The organism is Paragemmobacter ruber (genome assembly GCF_009908315.1).
GTDB lineage: Bacteria > Pseudomonadota > Alphaproteobacteria > Rhodobacterales > Rhodobacteraceae > Paragemmobacter > Paragemmobacter ruber.
Genome location: NZ_JAAATW010000002.1, coordinates 664,520 through 679,873 on the forward strand (window position 1 = coordinate 664,520; position 15,354 = coordinate 679,873).

Annotated in this window: 13 protein-coding genes and 1 riboswitch; of the genes, 11 read left to right on the forward strand and 2 right to left on the reverse strand. The window is 68.1% G+C overall.

Annotated features, from left to right (window positions below):
- Nucleotides 1-3: 3 nt before the first annotated feature.
- The 9 genes from GU920_RS11570 to GU920_RS11610 all read left to right on the forward strand — a co-directional run bounded on the left by GU920_RS11570 (nt 4) and on the right by GU920_RS11610 (nt 9,815).
- Nucleotides 4-1,083, forward strand: a complete 1,080-nt coding sequence (locus GU920_RS11570) for an ABC transporter permease (RefSeq protein ID WP_161767161.1) — start codon at nt 4-6, stop codon at nt 1,081-1,083.
- 4 nt (nt 1,084-1,087) lie between these two features.
- Nucleotides 1,088-2,011, forward strand: a complete 924-nt coding sequence (locus tag GU920_RS11575; protein ID WP_161767162.1) for an ABC transporter permease — start codon at nt 1,088-1,090, stop codon at nt 2,009-2,011.
- 8 nt (nt 2,012-2,019) lie between these two features.
- Nucleotides 2,020-2,697 (forward strand): biuret amidohydrolase, encoded by a 678-nt coding sequence (biuH, locus tag GU920_RS11580; RefSeq protein WP_201744091.1) that lies wholly within the window; start codon nt 2,020-2,022, stop codon nt 2,695-2,697.
- Nucleotides 2,694-4,244: an ABC transporter ATP-binding protein gene (locus tag GU920_RS11585; RefSeq protein WP_161767164.1), complete on the forward strand. Its 1,551-nt coding sequence runs from the start codon at nt 2,694-2,696 to the stop codon at nt 4,242-4,244. Before biuH ends, GU920_RS11585 begins: the two co-directional genes overlap by 4 nt.
- Nucleotides 4,241-4,933, forward strand: a complete 693-nt coding sequence (locus GU920_RS11590) for a cysteine hydrolase family protein (protein WP_328799258.1) — start codon at nt 4,241-4,243, stop codon at nt 4,931-4,933. Before GU920_RS11585 ends, GU920_RS11590 begins: the two co-directional genes overlap by 4 nt.
- Nucleotides 4,926-5,270, forward strand: a complete 345-nt coding sequence (locus tag GU920_RS11595; RefSeq protein ID WP_161767165.1) for a cupin domain-containing protein — start codon at nt 4,926-4,928, stop codon at nt 5,268-5,270. Before GU920_RS11590 ends, GU920_RS11595 begins: the two co-directional genes overlap by 8 nt.
- 8 nt (nt 5,271-5,278) lie before the next feature.
- The gene (atzF, locus tag GU920_RS11600) at nt 5,279-7,090 is read left to right on the forward strand and encodes an allophanate hydrolase (protein WP_161767166.1); all 1,812 of its coding nucleotides are present in this window, start codon (nt 5,279-5,281) and stop codon (nt 7,088-7,090) included.
- An 87-nt stretch (nt 7,091-7,177) separates the two neighbouring features.
- A riboswitch (cobalamin riboswitch) is annotated at nt 7,178-7,378 on the forward strand.
- A gap of 124 nt (nt 7,379-7,502) precedes the next feature.
- The gene (locus GU920_RS11605; RefSeq protein ID WP_161767370.1) at nt 7,503-8,741 is read left to right on the forward strand and encodes an aromatic ring-hydroxylating oxygenase subunit alpha; all 1,239 of its coding nucleotides are present in this window, start codon (nt 7,503-7,505) and stop codon (nt 8,739-8,741) included.
- 3 nt (nt 8,742-8,744) lie between these two features.
- Nucleotides 8,745-9,815: a hybrid-cluster NAD(P)-dependent oxidoreductase gene (locus tag GU920_RS11610; RefSeq protein WP_161767167.1), complete on the forward strand. Its 1,071-nt coding sequence runs from the start codon at nt 8,745-8,747 to the stop codon at nt 9,813-9,815.
- A gap of 51 nt (nt 9,816-9,866) precedes the next feature.
- Here the strand turns inward: GU920_RS11610 and GU920_RS11615 are convergent, their stop codons facing one another.
- Nucleotides 9,867-10,235 carry a hypothetical protein gene (locus GU920_RS11615; protein ID WP_161767168.1) on the reverse strand — a complete coding sequence of 123 codons (369 nt, stop codon included), beginning with the start codon at nt 10,233-10,235 and terminating at the stop codon, nt 9,867-9,869.
- A gap of 85 nt (nt 10,236-10,320) precedes the next feature.
- Nucleotides 10,321-10,938, reverse strand: a complete 618-nt coding sequence (locus GU920_RS11620) for a TetR/AcrR family transcriptional regulator (RefSeq protein WP_161767169.1) — start codon at nt 10,936-10,938, stop codon at nt 10,321-10,323.
- A gap of 157 nt (nt 10,939-11,095) precedes the next feature.
- Between GU920_RS11620 and GU920_RS11625 the strand changes: the two genes are divergently transcribed.
- Both GU920_RS11625 and GU920_RS11630 read left to right on the forward strand, forming a co-directional pair.
- Entirely contained in the window at nt 11,096-12,223 is a 1,128-nt protein-coding gene (locus GU920_RS11625; RefSeq protein WP_161767170.1) for an efflux RND transporter periplasmic adaptor subunit, read from the forward strand.
- 4 nt (nt 12,224-12,227) lie between these two features.
- Complete coding sequence (locus tag GU920_RS11630) at nt 12,228-15,344, forward strand: efflux RND transporter permease subunit (protein ID WP_161767171.1); 3,117 nt, start codon at nt 12,228-12,230, stop codon at nt 15,342-15,344.
- The last annotated feature ends 10 nt before the right edge of the window (nt 15,345-15,354 follow it).

The window sequence follows — 15,354 nt, forward strand, 5'->3', positions numbered from 1 at the left end:
GGCATGGCGGTGGTCGAGGCGCAGGTGACGGGGGGCGGGGCCATGGCGGCCCTGCGCCGGGCCGAACCGGTGGTGATCCCCGTGCTGGCATTGCTGGCGGGGCTGGCTGTCTTTGCGCTGTTCCTGCTGACGCAGGGGCAGTCCCCCGCCGCCTTTTTCGGGTATGTCTGGCAGGGGGCCTTTGGATCGGTCTTTTCCTGGATGAACACACTGTCGCGTGCCGCCCCGCTGCTGCTTGCGGCGCTCTGCGTGGCGCTGCCCGCACGGCTGGGCCTTGTCGTGATCGGCGGAGAGGGGGCCATCGTTCTGGGCGGGCTGGCCGCCGGAGCCTTGGCCCTGCCGCTGGCGGGGGTGCCTTCGGCGGTTGGCCTGCCGCTGATGGCGCTGGCCGCGATGGCGGTGGGCGCGGTCTGGATCGGGATGGCGGGGGCGCTGCGCCATTATCGGGGCGTGAACGAGACGATATCAAGCCTGCTGCTGGCCTATATCGCCATCGCGCTGATGAACCACCTTGTGGAGGGGCCGCTGCGCGATCCGGCAAGCCTGAACAAACCCTCGACCGCGCCGCTGGCCGACGGGTTGCAGGTCGGAATGCTGCCCGGGATGGAGGTGCATTGGGGCCTTGCCTTCGGCATCCTTGCCTGCATCCTCGCCTGGGTTGTGATAGAGCGGACGCGGTGGGGCTTTGCCGCGCGCATCGCCGGCGGCAACGTCCGCGCGGCCGAGGTGCAGGGCCTGCCCGTGGGGCGGCTGATCCTGGGCTTCACGGCGCTGGGCGGGGCCTGCGCGGGGCTGGCCGGGTTCTTCGAAGTGGCGGCGGTGCATGGGTCGGCCAATGCGTCGCTTGCGGCGGGGTATGGCTATACCGGCATCCTGATCGCCTTCCTGGCCCGTCACAACGGGCTGGCGATCCTGCCCGTGGCGGTGCTGCTGGCGGGGTTTGATGCGTCATCGGGCCTGATCCAGCGGCGGATGGACCTGCCGGATGCCACGATGCAGGTGCTGCAGGGGATCGTGTTCATGGCGATCCTGATGTCGGACGCGGCCTATGGGCGGCTGCCCTTCTTCAAGGCACGGGGGTAGGGCGATGGAAGGCGATCTGGGCTGGTGGGCGGTTCCTCTTGCCGTGCTGGGCGGTGCGATCCGGGTGTCAACGCCGATCCTGTTCGTCTCGCTGGGCGAGACACTGACAGAGCGGTCGGGGCGGATCAATCTGGGGCTTGAGGGGACGCTCGTTTTCGGGGCGATGGCGGGATATGCCACCGCGGTGATGACGGGGAACCCCTGGGCGGGGGTTCTGGTTGCGGCGCTGGCGGGGGCGGTGTTCGGGCTGGTGCATGGGCTGATCTGTTCGATGGCGAAGGTGAACGACATCGCCATCGGCATCGCCATGATGCTGCTGGGGACGGGGCTTGCCTTCTATTTCGGCAAGCCCTTCATCCAGCCTGCGGCGCCCGATCTGCCGTCAATCCCCTTTGGCTGGTGGTCGGATGTGCCGCAGGTGCAGGCGGCGTTGAATGTGAACGTGCTGTTTCTTGCGGGCATCGCAGCGGCGCTGGTGCTGCATTGGGGGTTGCGGGCCACCAAGCCGGGGCTGATCCTGCGGGTGGTGGGCGACAGCACCGATGCGGCCCGTGCGATGGGGCTGCGGCCTGCCGTGATCCGCACGATGGCGACAGCGCTGGGCGGGGCCTTTGCGGGGGTGGGCGGGGCCTATCTGTCGCTGTTCTATCCCGGCAGCTGGAATGAGGGCATTTCCAGCGGGCAGGGTCTGATGGCCGTGGCGCTGGTGATCTTTGCACGCTGGCAACCGCTGAACTGTTTCTGGGCGGCGCTGCTGTTTGGCGGGGCGGGGGCCTTGGGTCCGGCGCTGCAATCGGTGGGGGTGACGCAGGGCTACTACCTCTTTTACGCCGCGCCTTATGTGCTGACGCTTGGCGTGCTGATCGCCACCTCGTCGCCGAACCGCGCGCTTGCGGGCGCGCCGGGTGAACTTTCCATAACGAAATGAGGGGCAGGATGACCACGATCAACGCCAATCCTTATGCCTGGCCATACAATGGCGATCTGCGGCCCGAGAACACCGCGCTCATCATCATCGACATGCAGACCGATTTCTGCGGCCAGGGCGGCTATGTGGACATGATGGGCTATGACCTATCGATGACACAGGCGCCCATTGAACCCATCCGCGCGGTGCTTGGCGCGATGCGGGCCAAGGGCTACCACATCATCCACACGCGCGAAGGGCACCGGCCCGATCTGGCCGACCTGCCGCCGAACAAGCGCTGGCGCAGCCAGCAGATCGGGGCGGGGATCGGGGATGCGGGGCCGTGCGGAAAGATCCTGATCCGGGGGGAACCGGGGTGGGACATCATCCCCGCGCTCTACCCCCTGCCGGGCGAGGCGATCATCGACAAGCCGGGAAAGGGATCGTTTTGCGCGACCGATCTGGAACTGATCCTGCGCACGCGGGGCATCGAGAACCTGATCTTGACCGGCATCACCACGGATGTCTGCGTGTCCACCACAATGCGCGAGGCGAACGACCGGGGCTTTGAATGTCTGATCCTGTCGGATTGCTGCGGGGCGACGGACGCGGGCAACCATGCGGCGGCGCTGAAAATGGTCACCATGCAGGGCGGCGTCTTCGGCGCGGTCAGCGACAGCGCCACCCTGATCGGGGCGCTGCCATGAGGCCGCCCGTCACAGGGATCGGCGCGGATCCTTTGCCCGCAGGCGCGCTGGAGGTGGAAACGGTGGGCATGACCATGCGCTTTGGCAGTTTCACCGCGCTCGACGATGTGTCGATCCGCATCGCCCCGGGCAGTTTCCATGCCCTGCTGGGGGAAAACGGGGCGGGAAAGTCCACGCTGGTGAAATGCATCATGGGCTTTTACCACGCGACGGCGGGGCAATTGCTCGTGGCACGGCGCGAGGCCGAGATCGGTGATCCGCGCGACGCGCGGGCCTTGGGGATGGGGATGGTGTATCAGCATTTCACGCTGGTCCCGTCCCTGACCGTGGCCGAAAACCTTGTGATCAGCCGCGCCGATGCGCCGGTGGTGATCGACTGGGCGCAGGAACGCGCGGGGCTGGAGGCGTTCATGTCTGCCATGCCCTTTCGGGTGCCGCTCGACCAGCCGGTGGCGCGGCTGGCGGCGGGCGAGAAGCAGAAGCTCGAGATCCTCAAGCAGCTGTATCTGGGAAGCCGTTTCCTCATCCTTGACGAACCCACCTCGGTGCTGACGCCGGATGAGGCGGACGAGGTGCTGGGCCATGTGCGCGGTCTGTGTCAGGCGGGCGAGATTTCGGTCCTGATGATCACCCACAAGTTCCGCGAGGTCACGGCCTTTGCGGATGAGGTGTCAGTGCTGCGGCGCGGGCGTCTGGTGGGGCAGGGCCGGGTGGCCGATCTGACGCACGACCAGATGGCCGCGATGATGATCGGCGAGGAAAAGGCGCTGCGCCCGATGGACCGGCAGGGCACGCGCGGGGCGCCGGTGCTGGAACTGCGCGGCGTCCGGGCGGTGGATCGGTCAGGGCTGAAAGAGATCAGCATCGACGCGCTGACCGTCCATGCGGGCGAGATCGCAGGAATTGCGGGCATATCGGGCAATGGGCAGATGGAACTGATGGAGGTGCTGACCGGCCAGCGCGCGCTGCGCGCGGGCGAGGTGCGTGTGGCGGGCGAAGCCTATGGCGCGACGCGGCAAGAGGCGCAGGCCCATGCCGTGCGCTACCTGCCCGAAGAGCCGCTGCGCAATGCCTGCGCCCCCCGGATGAGCGTGATCGAGAACATCGCCTTCCGGTCGTTCGACCGCAACGGCAAGGGGCCGCGCTTCTGGCTGTCGGCGGCCGAGATGCGGGCCCGCGGGCGCGATCTGATCGCGGCCTTCAAGGTCAAGGCCGCCGATCCCGAAGGCCCGATCGCGGCCTTGTCGGGCGGCAATGTGCAGCGCGCGGTGCTGGCGCGCGAACTGACGGGCGCGGTGCGTCTGCTGGTCATCTCGAACCCCTGTTTCGGGCTGGATTTCGCCGCCGTCGCGGATATCCGCGCGCGGATCGTGGCGGCGCGCAATGCCGGCGCGGCGGTGCTGTTGATGAGCGAAGACCTGGACGAGGTGCTGGAACTGTCCGACCGGGTCCTCGTGATGTCGGAAGGGCGGATCACCTATGAGGTGCCCGCCGCCGAGGCGCGGGTGGCTGAGATCGGCCATCACATGGGGGGACATGCGGCATGAACGAAATGCGCGGATTGGGGATGCGGCAGATCGCGGCGGCGCGGCCCTTCGCCTTTGGTTTCGATCCGGCGACCACGGCGTTGATCGTGATCGACATGCAGCGCGATTTTGTCGAACCGGGCGGGTTCGGCGCAAGTCTGGGCAATGACGTGACGCGCCTGCGGGCGATCATTCCCGCCGTGGCAGCGCTGATTGCCGGGGCGCGGGCGGCGGGCGTGCCGGTGATCCACACGCGGGAATGTCACCGCCCCGATCTGTCCGACCTGCCGCCTGCCAAGCGCGACCGTGGCGCGCCCGAGCTGCGGATCGGCGATGCGGGCCCCATGGGGCGCATCCTGATTGCCGGCGAGCCGGGCGCCGATATCGTGCCAGAACTCTATCCCGTGGCGGGGGAACTGGTGATCGACAAGCCGGGAAAGGGCGCCTTCTACGCCACCGGCCTGTCGGCCCATCTGGTGCGGATGGGAACACGCAGCCTGATCCTTGCCGGGGTGACGACCGAGGTCTGCGTCCAGACCACCATGCGCGAGGCGAATGATCGCGGGTTTGACTGTCTGCTGGCCGAGGATGCGACCGACAGCTACTTTCCCGCCTTCAAAACCGCCACGCTTGAGATGATCCGCGCGCAAGGCGCCATCGTCGGCTGGACAGCCACCGTGGCCGAGATCGTCGAGGCCTTCCATGCCTGACCGCGCAGAAGAGCCCGTGGCCTTTGCCGCGCTGCTGACGGGCTGGCGCGCGCGCACCTTCAAGCCCTTCCGCGACGGCGTGGAGATATCGGTGCTGCGCGAAGGCGCGCCGGGTGTGGCGCTCTTGCGTTATGCGCCCGGTGCGGGGGTGCCACGCCACCGCCACCCGGGGATGGAGACGATCCTCGTTCTCGAAGGGGTGCAGAGCGACGAACGCGGCGATTATCCGGCTGGATCGCTGATCCTGAACCCCGAAGGGACCGAACATTCGGTCTGGTCAGCATCGGGTTGCACCGTGCTGATCCAGTGGAACCGGCCTGTGGAATTCATGACCTGAGAAAGACGATGGACAAGACAAGCCTGACCGATCTGCCGTTCGACATCGACCGGCTGCACGCCGCCTATGCGACCGGGCTATCACCCGCCGCCGTGATGGCCGAGGTCCATGCCCGTATCGCGGCGGCCGGGGACCGCGCGATCTTTTTGCATCTGCGCGATCCCGCCGCCACGGCGGACGAGGCCGCGTCCCTGCTGCCTTTCGATCCGGTGGCCTATCCGCTCTGGGGGATTCCCTTCGCGGTCAAGGACAATATCGACGTGGGCGATGCGCCCACCACGGCCGCCTGCCCGGACTTCGCCTATCTGGCGCAGGCGGATGCCTTTGTGGTGGCGCGGTTGCGCGCGGCAGGGGCGATCTGGATCGGCAAGACCAATCTGGATCAATTTGCGACCGGGCTGGTGGGCGTGCGGTCACCCTATGGCGTGCCGCGCAATGCGCTGGACCCCGCCATCGTGCCGGGCGGTTCGTCCAGCGGGTCGGCGGTGGCGGTGGCGCGCGGGCTGGTCAGCTTTGCGCTCGGCACCGATACGGCCGGATCGGGCCGCGTTCCGGCGGCGCTGAACAACATCGTGGGGCTGAAGCCGTCGCTCGGTGCGCTGTCGGCCACAGGTGTTGTTCCCGCCTGCCGGACGCTCGACACGATCTCGATCTTCGGCCTGACCGTCGCCGATGCGTGGCGCGCCTACCGTGTGGCCTGCGCGCCCGACGCTGATGATCCGTGGTCGCGCCCGATGCCCGCCCCGGCCCTGTCCGCCCCGCCGCCGGGCCAGCGCATCGGCGTGCCGGATGCCGCCAGCATCGAGTTCTTCGGCGACACGGCACAGGCCGCCGCCTTCGGCACCGCCCGCGCCATGTTGCAGGCCATGGGCGCCACAGTGGTGGAGGTCGATTTCACCCCCTTCTACGCCGTGGCGCAGATGCTCTATGACGGCGCGTGGGTGGCCGAACGCATGGCCGCGGTGGAACCCCTGTTCCGGGCGCGGCCCGGGGCCTTTCACCCGGTGACGGCGCGCATCATCGGCGGGGCGGACCGGCTGTCGGCGGCGGATGCCTTCCGTGGCATCTATCGGCTTGCGGCGCTGCGGCGGCAGGCGGTGGCGGCGATGGCTGGCCTTGACTTGCTGGCGGTGCCGACGATCCCCACCTTCTATTCCTTGGCCGATCTGGAGGCCGATCCCATCGGCCCCAACAGCCGCCTTGGGACCTATACGAACTTTGTCAATCTGCTGGACATGTGCGGTCTGGCCGTGCCGACCGGCCCGCGTGGCGACGGGCGGCCGGGAAGCATCACGCTCTTGGCCCGCCCGGGCGAAGACGCCCGTCTGGCCGCGCTGGGCGCGGTGGTGCAGGCGCAGTCGGGCGCAGCTCTGGGGGCCACGGGTTGGGCGCTTCCCGCCGCGCCCGCGCCAGCCCCCGCCGCCCTGCCGCAGGAAATGGAACTGGTGCTGGTGGGCGCGCATATGTCGGGCCTGCCGCTGAACAGCCAGATCACGGGGCTGGGCGGGCGCTTCCTGCGGCGCACCACCACCGCGCCGGTCTACCGCCTGTTCCGCCTGCCCGGATCGCCGCCCGCGCGCCCGGGCCTTGTGCGCGCCGAAACCGGCGCGGCCATCGACGTGGAGGTCTGGGCGCTGCCCATGGCGCAGGTGGGGGCCTTTCTGGCGCAGATCCCCTCGCCCCTTGGCCTTGGGCGGGTGGACCTGACAGATGGCCGCAGCGCGGTGGGCTTTCTGGCCGAAGCCCTGGCGGTCACAGGGGCAGAGGAGATCACGCATCACGGGGGGTGGCGGGCCTATCTCGCGGCGCAGCCGGCGTGACGCTGGCCTGCGCCGCCCCCACTGCGGCCCATGTCGAGTTTGCGACATGACCTGTCGTTCCAAAGGGGATTCGTTCCCGGGCGACCCCCTACATTCGCCCGGCAAGGTGCCGCCCCGACAGGCGGAGAATTGGGAAGCCGGTGCAAGACCGGCGCTGCCCCCGCAACGGTAACGGGAGAGGGCGCGACATCAGGCCACTGGGGGGGAGGAGCCCCTTGGGAAGGCGTCGCGTCCGGGCCGAAAGGCCGCTCCCCCAGCCCGGAAACCAGCCTTGCACCGATACGTCGAACCGCGGTGGGCGGTGGGGCGATGCGTTGCGTCGGGCCTGCATGTCGCCGCGCGCATTTCCCCCTGTCTGGCCGCATGTCAGGAACAAGACCGTGCGGGAAGGCACGGGACAGCGAGGGTGATGATGCTGAGCCACTCCCAGATTGCCGCCGAACTGGCCGCGCGCCGCAAGAACTTTTCCCTCTCGCGCGCGCTTTACGCCGATCCGGCCGTCTATCAGGCCGATCTCGAACAGATCTGGTATCGCGAATGGCTGTTCGCGCTGCCCTCGGCCGCGTTGCAGAAGACGGGCGATTATCAGACCGTGCAGGTGGGCGCCTATCCGGTGATCGTGGTCAAGGGCGCCGACGGGCGCATCCGCGCCTTCCACAACGTCTGCCGCCACCGCGGCCAGCGGCTGTGCTCCAAGACCATGGGCAACACGCCCAAACTCGTCTGCCCCTATCACCAGTGGACCTATGAGCTGGATGGCAAGCTTCTTTATGCCCGCGACATGGGCGAGGATTTCGATGCCGCCAAGTTCGGGCTGAAGCGGGTGCATTGCGTCGATCTGGGCGGGGTCGTCTACATCTGTCTGGCCGAGGTGCCGCCCCCCGTCGCCGATCTGGCGCGCACCGCGGCGGGCTATCTGGCGCCTTCGGGTCTGTCGGATGCCAAGGTGGCCTTCACCTCGACCATCGTGGAAAACGGCAACTGGAAGCTGGTGATCGAGAACAACCGCGAATGTTATCACTGCGGCGGTTCGCACCCGTCGCTCTGCCGCACCTTCTCGGATAATCCCAAGATCGGCGCGATGGATGGCCCCCATTCGGCCAGCCCCGAAATCCTTGCCCATTGGGAACGCTGCGAAGCCGCAGGCCTGCCCTCGCGCTTTGTCCATGCCCCCGATTTCCAGTGGCGGCTCGCGCGCATCCCGCTTTTGAACAACGCCGAAAGCTATACGCTGTCGACCAAGGCAGCCGTGGCGCGGCGGATGGGGCGGATGCCCTTCAACGATGCGGGCAGCCTGCTTATGTATCACTATCCCAACACGTGGAACCACTTCCTGGGCGATCACGCGATCACCTTCCGCGTCCTGCCCGTCAGCCCGACCGAGACCGAGGTGACGACGACATGGCTCGTCCACAAGGACGCGGTGGAAGGTGTGGACTACGATCTGAAAACCCTGACCGAGGTCTGGATCGCCACCAATGACGAGGACCGTCAGGTGGTGGAGGAAAACCAGAAGGGCATCCTGTCGCCCGCCTATGAACCCGGCCCCTATTCGACCATTCAGGAAGAAGGCGTGATCCAGTTCGTGGATTGGTATTGCGGCGTGATGGCCGGGCGCGTTGCGCCGGGTCCGGCTCTGGCGGCGGAGTAAGCCATGGGTCAGATGAACTGGACGGCCCGGCCCTGGACGGATGCAGAGCTTCTGGAATGTGCCATGGTGGTGCCGGATGTGTCCGACACTGCGACCTTCACCTTCCGCGCGCCGTCGGGCGCGTGGTTCGACTATCAGCCGGGCCAGTTCCTGACGCTGGATCTGCCGGTGCCGGGCGGCAATATCCAGCGCACCTACACGATCAGTTCCAGCCCCTCGCGCCCCCTGTCGATCAGCGTCACGGTCAAGGCGCAGAAGGACAGCATCGGCACGCGCTGGATGCTGGATCACCTCAAGCCCGGGATGCGGATCAAGGCCTATGGTCCGTCGGGCATCTTCTCCTTCCATCGCCACCCGGCGAAGAAATACCTCTTCATCTCGGCAGGCTCCGGCATCACCCCCATGATGTCGATGACGACATGGGCCTGGGATTCGGGCGAGATGCCCGACATCACCTTCGTCCACGCCGCCCGCCGCCCGTCCGAGATCATCTTCCGCGAAAGGCTGGAGCAATTCGCCAACCGCGTGCCGGGCCTGCAATTGCGTTTTGTGGTCGAGGAACCCGATCCCTTCCGCGCCTGGCCCGGCTATACCGGACGGCTCAGCCAGATCATGCTGGGCCTGATGGCCCCCGACTATCTGGAGCGCGAGGTGTTCTGCTGCGGCCCCGAACCCTTCATGCAGGGGGTGCGCGACATGCTGGTGTCGCTGGGCTATGAGATGGCGCACTACCATCAGGAAAGCTTCGGCGCCCCCGTGCGGACCGAGGCCGAGGCGCCCGTGATCTCAGACGTGGTCCCCGATGCCGGGACCGGCGCAGTCATCACCTTTGCCAGCAGCGGCATCACCGCGCCTTGTGCCGAAACCGATACGGTGCTGGCGGTGGCCAAGCGGTCGGGGCTGAACATCCCCTCGGGCTGCACCTTCGGGCTGTGCGGCACCTGCAAGGTGAAAAAGACCGAAGGCGATGTGCACATGGTTCATAACGGCGGGATCAGCGATGACGACATCGCCGCAGGCTACATCCTCGCCTGCTGTTCCCATCCCATGGGCAAGGTCACCGTCGCCGTCTGACCCCGGTTGTATAGTCAGGGCAGGGCGGCGCGCGCGCCGCCCTTGTCTGCCTCAGAAATGCGATTTCGGCTCGTCCGGCTTGCCCGCCGCGATGGCCAGGATCCCGCCCACGATGCAAAAGCCGATGGGAAACATCGTGAACACGCCAAAGCCGAAAGAGAAATACATCAACCCGCTGGCCACCAGCATCAGCACACCCCCCACCAGCGCGCGGATCTTGGCCATGGCGGCCCCCGCAATCGCCAGCAGCGGGGCGATGAAACTGGCAAAGCGGATCAGGGCGGGGTTGTCGAATTCGCCGAAGATCTCGCCCAGTTCGGCATGCTCCTGCACCAGTTCGGTATAGCCGAACCCGAAGAACCCCACGAGCATCGCGATCAACCCCCCGATGATCCCGAGCACCATAGCCGCGTTGCGCATCCTGTTTCCTCTGCTCGCCTGCCGCCCCGGCACATAAGCCGCTCTGGCACCTGCCAGCAAGTCTTGGCGGCGCGGCCCGCCCGATCTAGGCGGCGCGCCCGTCGCGCAGGATCGCGGCCGCCACCTGCATGAGCATCGGCCAATCCGCGCCCGGGGCGAATTTCCCGGTCGTCTTGCCGTCGATGGTCAGGAAGGAATGGCCATGCACGGTGGCCCACAGCATATAGGCGCGCTCTTGCACCTGCGGGTGGCCTTCCGACAGGCCAATCACCCGCGCCACCGCCTGCAGCAGCACGGAAAAGCAGTTCCACCCCTTGCCCTGCAACTGCGTATCGGCGGCATGTCCCTCGGTCAGCCCGAAGACGAGGCGGAACACACCCGGCCCGCCGCGCGCGAAATCCACATAGGCCTGCCCGATCGCGGCCACGGCCTCGATCGAACCGGCGGGATGGCGGGCGCAGCCCGCCTCCATCGCGGCGCGCAGCCGGTCCATCCCCTCGGCCGCGACGGCGCGCAGCAGTTCGGGGCGGTCGCGGAAATGCTTGTAGGGCGCGGCGGAACTGACGCCCGCCCGGCGGGCGGCCTCGGCCACGGAAAACCCGTCAGGGCCGTGGCTTTCCACCAGGTCCCGCACGGCCGCGATCAGCTGCGCCCGCAGGTCGCCGTGGTGATAGGTGCTGCGCGCGGTCGTCTTGTCGGGCATGTCGCTTTCCAGAAGGGCCAGTTCGGCGCCGGGGCCGCAGGCGACGCGGCCTTTTCGGGATACCGCGAGAAAGGGGCTTGTCAAGTAAGTATCACTTACTAATGTATGTGTCACTTACTTTGCGAGAATCAACCCCACCCCAGCACATGAGGTCGCGATGGCACGGAATTCGGGACGGCGGGCCGTGGCCATCACGGCCTTTGTGATCCTGTCGCTGGGGGGCTTGGGCGCCGCCGGGGCGGTTCTGGCCCCCCGGGCCGGGCAGGCCACCGCCACCGCAGAACGCCCCGCCCAGCCTGTCCGCGTGACCGAGATCGCCTTCACCCCCACGACGCGCGCCGTCACTTATACCGGCACGATCCGCCCCCGGCACGAGGTGGCGATGGGCTTTCGCCTGTCCGGCAAGATCGTCTCACGCAGGGTGGAGGTGGGCGATGCCGTGACGGCGGGCACGGTGCTGGCCACGCTCGACGATACCGATGCGCGGCTGGAACGCGATGTCGCCGCCGCCGAGGTGGCCGCCGCCGAGGTGGACCACCGCCGCGCGCGCGCCGATATCGACCGTACCCAAACCCTGTTCGACAAGGGCCATGTCGCGCAGGCCGCGCTCGACCGCGCGCTCAGCGTTGAGGCCGAGGCCGCCGCCCGCGCCGACCGCGCCCGCCGGTCGCTGGCGCTGGCCGAAAACGGGCTGGGCTATACCCGGCTGCTTGCCCCCGCCGATGGCGTGATCACCGCCACGCCGGGCGAGGCGGGGCAGGTGGTCGCCGCCGGAACGCCGGTTGTCTCCATCGCGCAGGGCGGGGCGGTGGATGTGGTCTTCTCGCTGCCCGAGGATGACCGCGATCTGCTGGCGGGCAGCACCGCCCGCGCCGAAATCTGGGGCGCGGGCGCTGTGTCCCACCCGCTTGTCCTGCGCGACATCGCCCCTGATGCCGATCCGCAGGGGCGCACTTACCGGGTGCGCATGGCGCTGGCCGATCCGGGGGCAGGGGCCAGCTTCGGGCGCACCGTGACCATCAGCGTCACCCCCGGGGCAGGGGCGCCGGTGGCCACCGTCCCCCTCGCCGCCGTGCAGGATGCAGGCGCAGGCCCCGCCGTCTGGCGCGTGACGGGCGACCGGGTGGAGCGTGTCCCGGTCGAACTGGCCGCCGTCACCGACACGGTTGCCACGATCCGCGGCGCGCTGCGCCCCGGTGACCGCATCGTCAGCCTTGGCGCCCACAAGCTGGATCCCGATCGCCCTGTCCGCGTGGTGGAAATCCAAACCCCGGTCGCGGAGTGATCCGATGCGCAACCTGAACCTGTCGCGTCTGGCCGTCACCAACCCGGCGGTCACGCTCTTTGCCATCCTCGTGGCGCTGGCTGCCGGGGCCTTTGCCTATGTCAATCTCGGACGCGCCGAAGACCCGACCTTCACCATCAAGACCATGGTCGTCACCGCTGTCTGGCCCGGCGCCACGGCGGATGAGATGCAGAACCTCGTCGCCGAACCGATGGAAAAGCGCATCCAGGAACTGCCGGAGCTTGAATTCGTCCGCACCTTCTCGCGCCCCGGTGCGACGGTGCTGCAGGTGCAATTGCAGGATTCGGTGCGTGCGGCGCAGCCTGTCTGGTATCAGGTGCGCAAGAAGCTGGACGATCTGGCGCCGTCCCTGCCGCAGGGCGTGATCGGCCCGTTCTTCGACGATGAATATGGCGATGTCTTTTCCGCCATCTACATGTTGACGGGCGAAGGGCTGGGCCGGGCCGAGCTTAAGGCCTATGCCGAACGCCTGCGCACGCGCCTGCTGGCGGTCGAGGATGCCGCCAAGGTGGCGCTGATCGGCGATGTCGAGGAACGCATCTGGGTAGAGATCAGCCACCGCCGTCTGGCCACGCTGGGCCTGTCGCCCCAGACCATCTTCGATGCCATCGCGGGGCAGAATGACATGACGGCGGCGGGGGCGATCCAGACGCAGGGCGATGCCGTGCAGGTGCGCGTCAGCGGCGGCCTCGCCACGCTGGCCACGCTGCGCGCCCTGCCCATCCCGGCCGGAGAGGCGACGCTCCGGCTGGGCGACATCGCCGAGGTGCGGCGCGGCTACGAGGACCCGCCCGACTATCTTGCCTTTCACGGCGGGATGCCGACCGTGGGCGTGGGCGTCGCCATGGCCGAGGGCGCGAATGTCGTCCAACTCGGCCAGCGGCTGGAGGCCGAGGTTGCCGCCTTCCGCGCCGACCTGCCGCTCGGGGTCGAGGTGATCCAGACTGCCGACCAGGCCGATATCGTGACCCATGCCTTCGACGAATTCCTGAAGACATTTCTCGAGGCGCTGGTGATCGTCCTTGTCGTGTCCTTCGTCACGCTGGGCTGGCGCACGGGGATCGTGGTGGCGCTGTCGGTGCCCATCGTGCTGGCCATCGTCTTTGTGGTGATGCAGGTCTGGGGGATGAACTTTGACCGCATCACGCTGGGCGCGCTGATCATCGCGCTGGGCCTTCTGGTCGATGATGCCATCATCGCGGTCGAGATGATGGTGGTGAAGATCGAACAGGGCCATGACCGCATCGCCGCCGCCTCGGCCGCCTGGTCCTCCACCGCCTTCCCGATGCTGACCGGCACGCTGGTCACGGCGGCGGGGTTCCTGCCCGTGGGGCTGGCCCGGTCCACCAGCGGGGAATACGCGGGCAACATCTTCTGGGTGGTGGGCATCGCGCTGATCGTGTCCTGGTTCGTGGCGGTGATCGTGACGCCCTATCTGGGGATGAAACTCTTGCCTCCGCCCAAAGCCGGGGCGCATCACGCCAGCTATGACAGCCGCCTCTACCGCGCCCTGCGCGCGGGCGTCACCGCATCGCTGCGCGCCCGCTGGTGGGTGATCGGGGCGACGCTGGGCGCGCTGGGGCTGACGGGCGTGGGGATGGGCCTTGTCCAGCAGCAGTTCTTCCCCACCTCGGCGCGGGCGGAACTGTTCATCGAAACGCGCATGCCTGAAGGCACCTCAATCACGGCCACGGCCCGCGCCGCGCTGGCGGCTGAGGCGCTGGTCGCGGGCGATCCGGATGTCCGCCATGCCACCACCTATGTGGGGGCGGGCGCGCCGCGCTTCTTCTTCGCGCTGAACCCCGCGCTGCCCAACCCATCCTTCGCGCTGACGGTCATCATGGCGCAGGATGCCGCCGCGCGCGACCGCCTGCGCGCCCGGATCGAGGCGGCCGTCGCCGCAGGCGCCATCCCCGAGGCGCGCATCCGTGTGGATCAGATCGTCTTTGGCCCGCCCGTGGGCTTTCCCGTGCAGTTCCGCGTGATCGGCCCCGACCCGGCCGAGGTGCGCCGCATCGCCGCCGATGTCCGCGCCGCCTTGGTCGCCAACCCCAACACGGTAGAGCCGCAGTTCGACTGGAACGAACAGGCCAAGGCGTTGCGGGTGCACCTCGATCAGGACCGCATCCGCGCGCTGGGCCTGAATACGGCGGATGTGTCCAACACGCTGCAAACCCTGCTGTCGGGGGTCAAGGTCACCGAGTTTCGCGATGGCACCGAACTCATCGACGTGATGGTCCGCGCGCCACAGGCCGAACGGGCCGATCCCTCGCGCCTGTCCGATCTGACGGTGCTGCTGCCCACCGGCGCGGCTGTGCCGCTGTCGCAACTGGCCGATGTGAGCTATGATTTCGAAGAGCCGATCCTGTGGCGGCGCAACCGCGACATGGTGCTCACCGTGCGCGCCGATGTGGTGCCGGGCGTGCAGGCCCCCACCGTGACCGCGCAGATCCTGCCCGGCCTGCAACCCATCATCGACGCGCTGCCTGCGGGCTATCGCATCGAAACCGGCGGCGCGGTGGAGGAAAGCGCCAAGGCCAATGCCGCGCTGTTCCGCATCTTTCCGCTGATGTTCGTGGTGATGCTGTCGCTTCTGATGCTGCAATTGCGCAGCTTCTCGAAGCTGTTCCTCGTCTTTCTGACGGCGCCTCTCGGGGCCATCGGGGCGGTGGCGGCGCTTCTGCTGTTCAACGCGCCTTTCGGCTTTGTGGCGCTGCTCGGGGTGATCGCGCTTGCGGGCATGATCATGCGCAACACCGTGATCCTTGTGGATCAGATCGACCACGACCTTGCTGCCGGGGCCGCCCCATGGGATGCGGTGGTGGAAAGCACCGTGCGCCGCGCGCGCCCTGTGGTGCTGACCGCGCTGGCGGCGATCCTTGCCATGATCCCCTTGGCGCGGTCGGTCTTCTGGGGGCCGATGGCCATGGCGATCATGGGCGGGCTGATCGTGGCCACGGTGCTGACGCTGTTCTTCCTGCCCGCGCTTTATGCCGCGTGGTTCCGCATCCGCGACACCCGGCCGGATGCGGCCGCCGCGCATGTGCCTGCATCTGCGCCCGCGCGCGCCCTGCCGCCGCAGGCCACGGCGGCGCGCTAAAAGGACAGGG

Excerpts from the sequence above, each read along its gene's own strand:
- GU920_RS11590 (WP_328799258.1), top strand. The coding sequence starts at position 4,241 with ATGAACGAAATGCGCGGATTGGGGATGCGGCAGATCGCGGCGGCGCGG.
- GU920_RS11625 (WP_161767170.1), top strand. The coding sequence starts at position 11,096 with ATGGCACGGAATTCGGGACGGCGGGCCGTGGCCATCACGGCCTTTGTG.
- GU920_RS11615 (WP_161767168.1), bottom strand. The coding sequence starts at position 10,235 with ATGCGCAACGCGGCTATGGTGCTCGGGATCATCGGGGGGTTGATCGCG.
- GU920_RS11575 (WP_161767162.1), top strand. The coding sequence starts at position 1,088 with ATGGAAGGCGATCTGGGCTGGTGGGCGGTTCCTCTTGCCGTGCTGGGC.
- GU920_RS11630 (WP_161767171.1), top strand. The coding sequence starts at position 12,228 with ATGCGCAACCTGAACCTGTCGCGTCTGGCCGTCACCAACCCGGCGGTC.
- GU920_RS11620 (WP_161767169.1), bottom strand. The coding sequence starts at position 10,938 with ATGCCCGACAAGACGACCGCGCGCAGCACCTATCACCACGGCGACCTG.
- GU920_RS11570 (WP_161767161.1), top strand. The coding sequence starts at position 4 with ATGGCGGTGGTCGAGGCGCAGGTGACGGGGGGCGGGGCCATGGCGGCC.
- GU920_RS11610 (WP_161767167.1), top strand. The coding sequence starts at position 8,745 with ATGGGTCAGATGAACTGGACGGCCCGGCCCTGGACGGATGCAGAGCTT.
- GU920_RS11605 (WP_161767370.1), top strand. The coding sequence starts at position 7,503 with ATGCTGAGCCACTCCCAGATTGCCGCCGAACTGGCCGCGCGCCGCAAG.
- biuH (WP_201744091.1), top strand. The coding sequence starts at position 2,020 with ATGACCACGATCAACGCCAATCCTTATGCCTGGCCATACAATGGCGAT.
- atzF (WP_161767166.1), top strand. The coding sequence starts at position 5,279 with ATGGACAAGACAAGCCTGACCGATCTGCCGTTCGACATCGACCGGCTG.
- GU920_RS11585 (WP_161767164.1), top strand. The coding sequence starts at position 2,694 with ATGAGGCCGCCCGTCACAGGGATCGGCGCGGATCCTTTGCCCGCAGGC.
- GU920_RS11595 (WP_161767165.1), top strand. The coding sequence starts at position 4,926 with ATGCCTGACCGCGCAGAAGAGCCCGTGGCCTTTGCCGCGCTGCTGACG.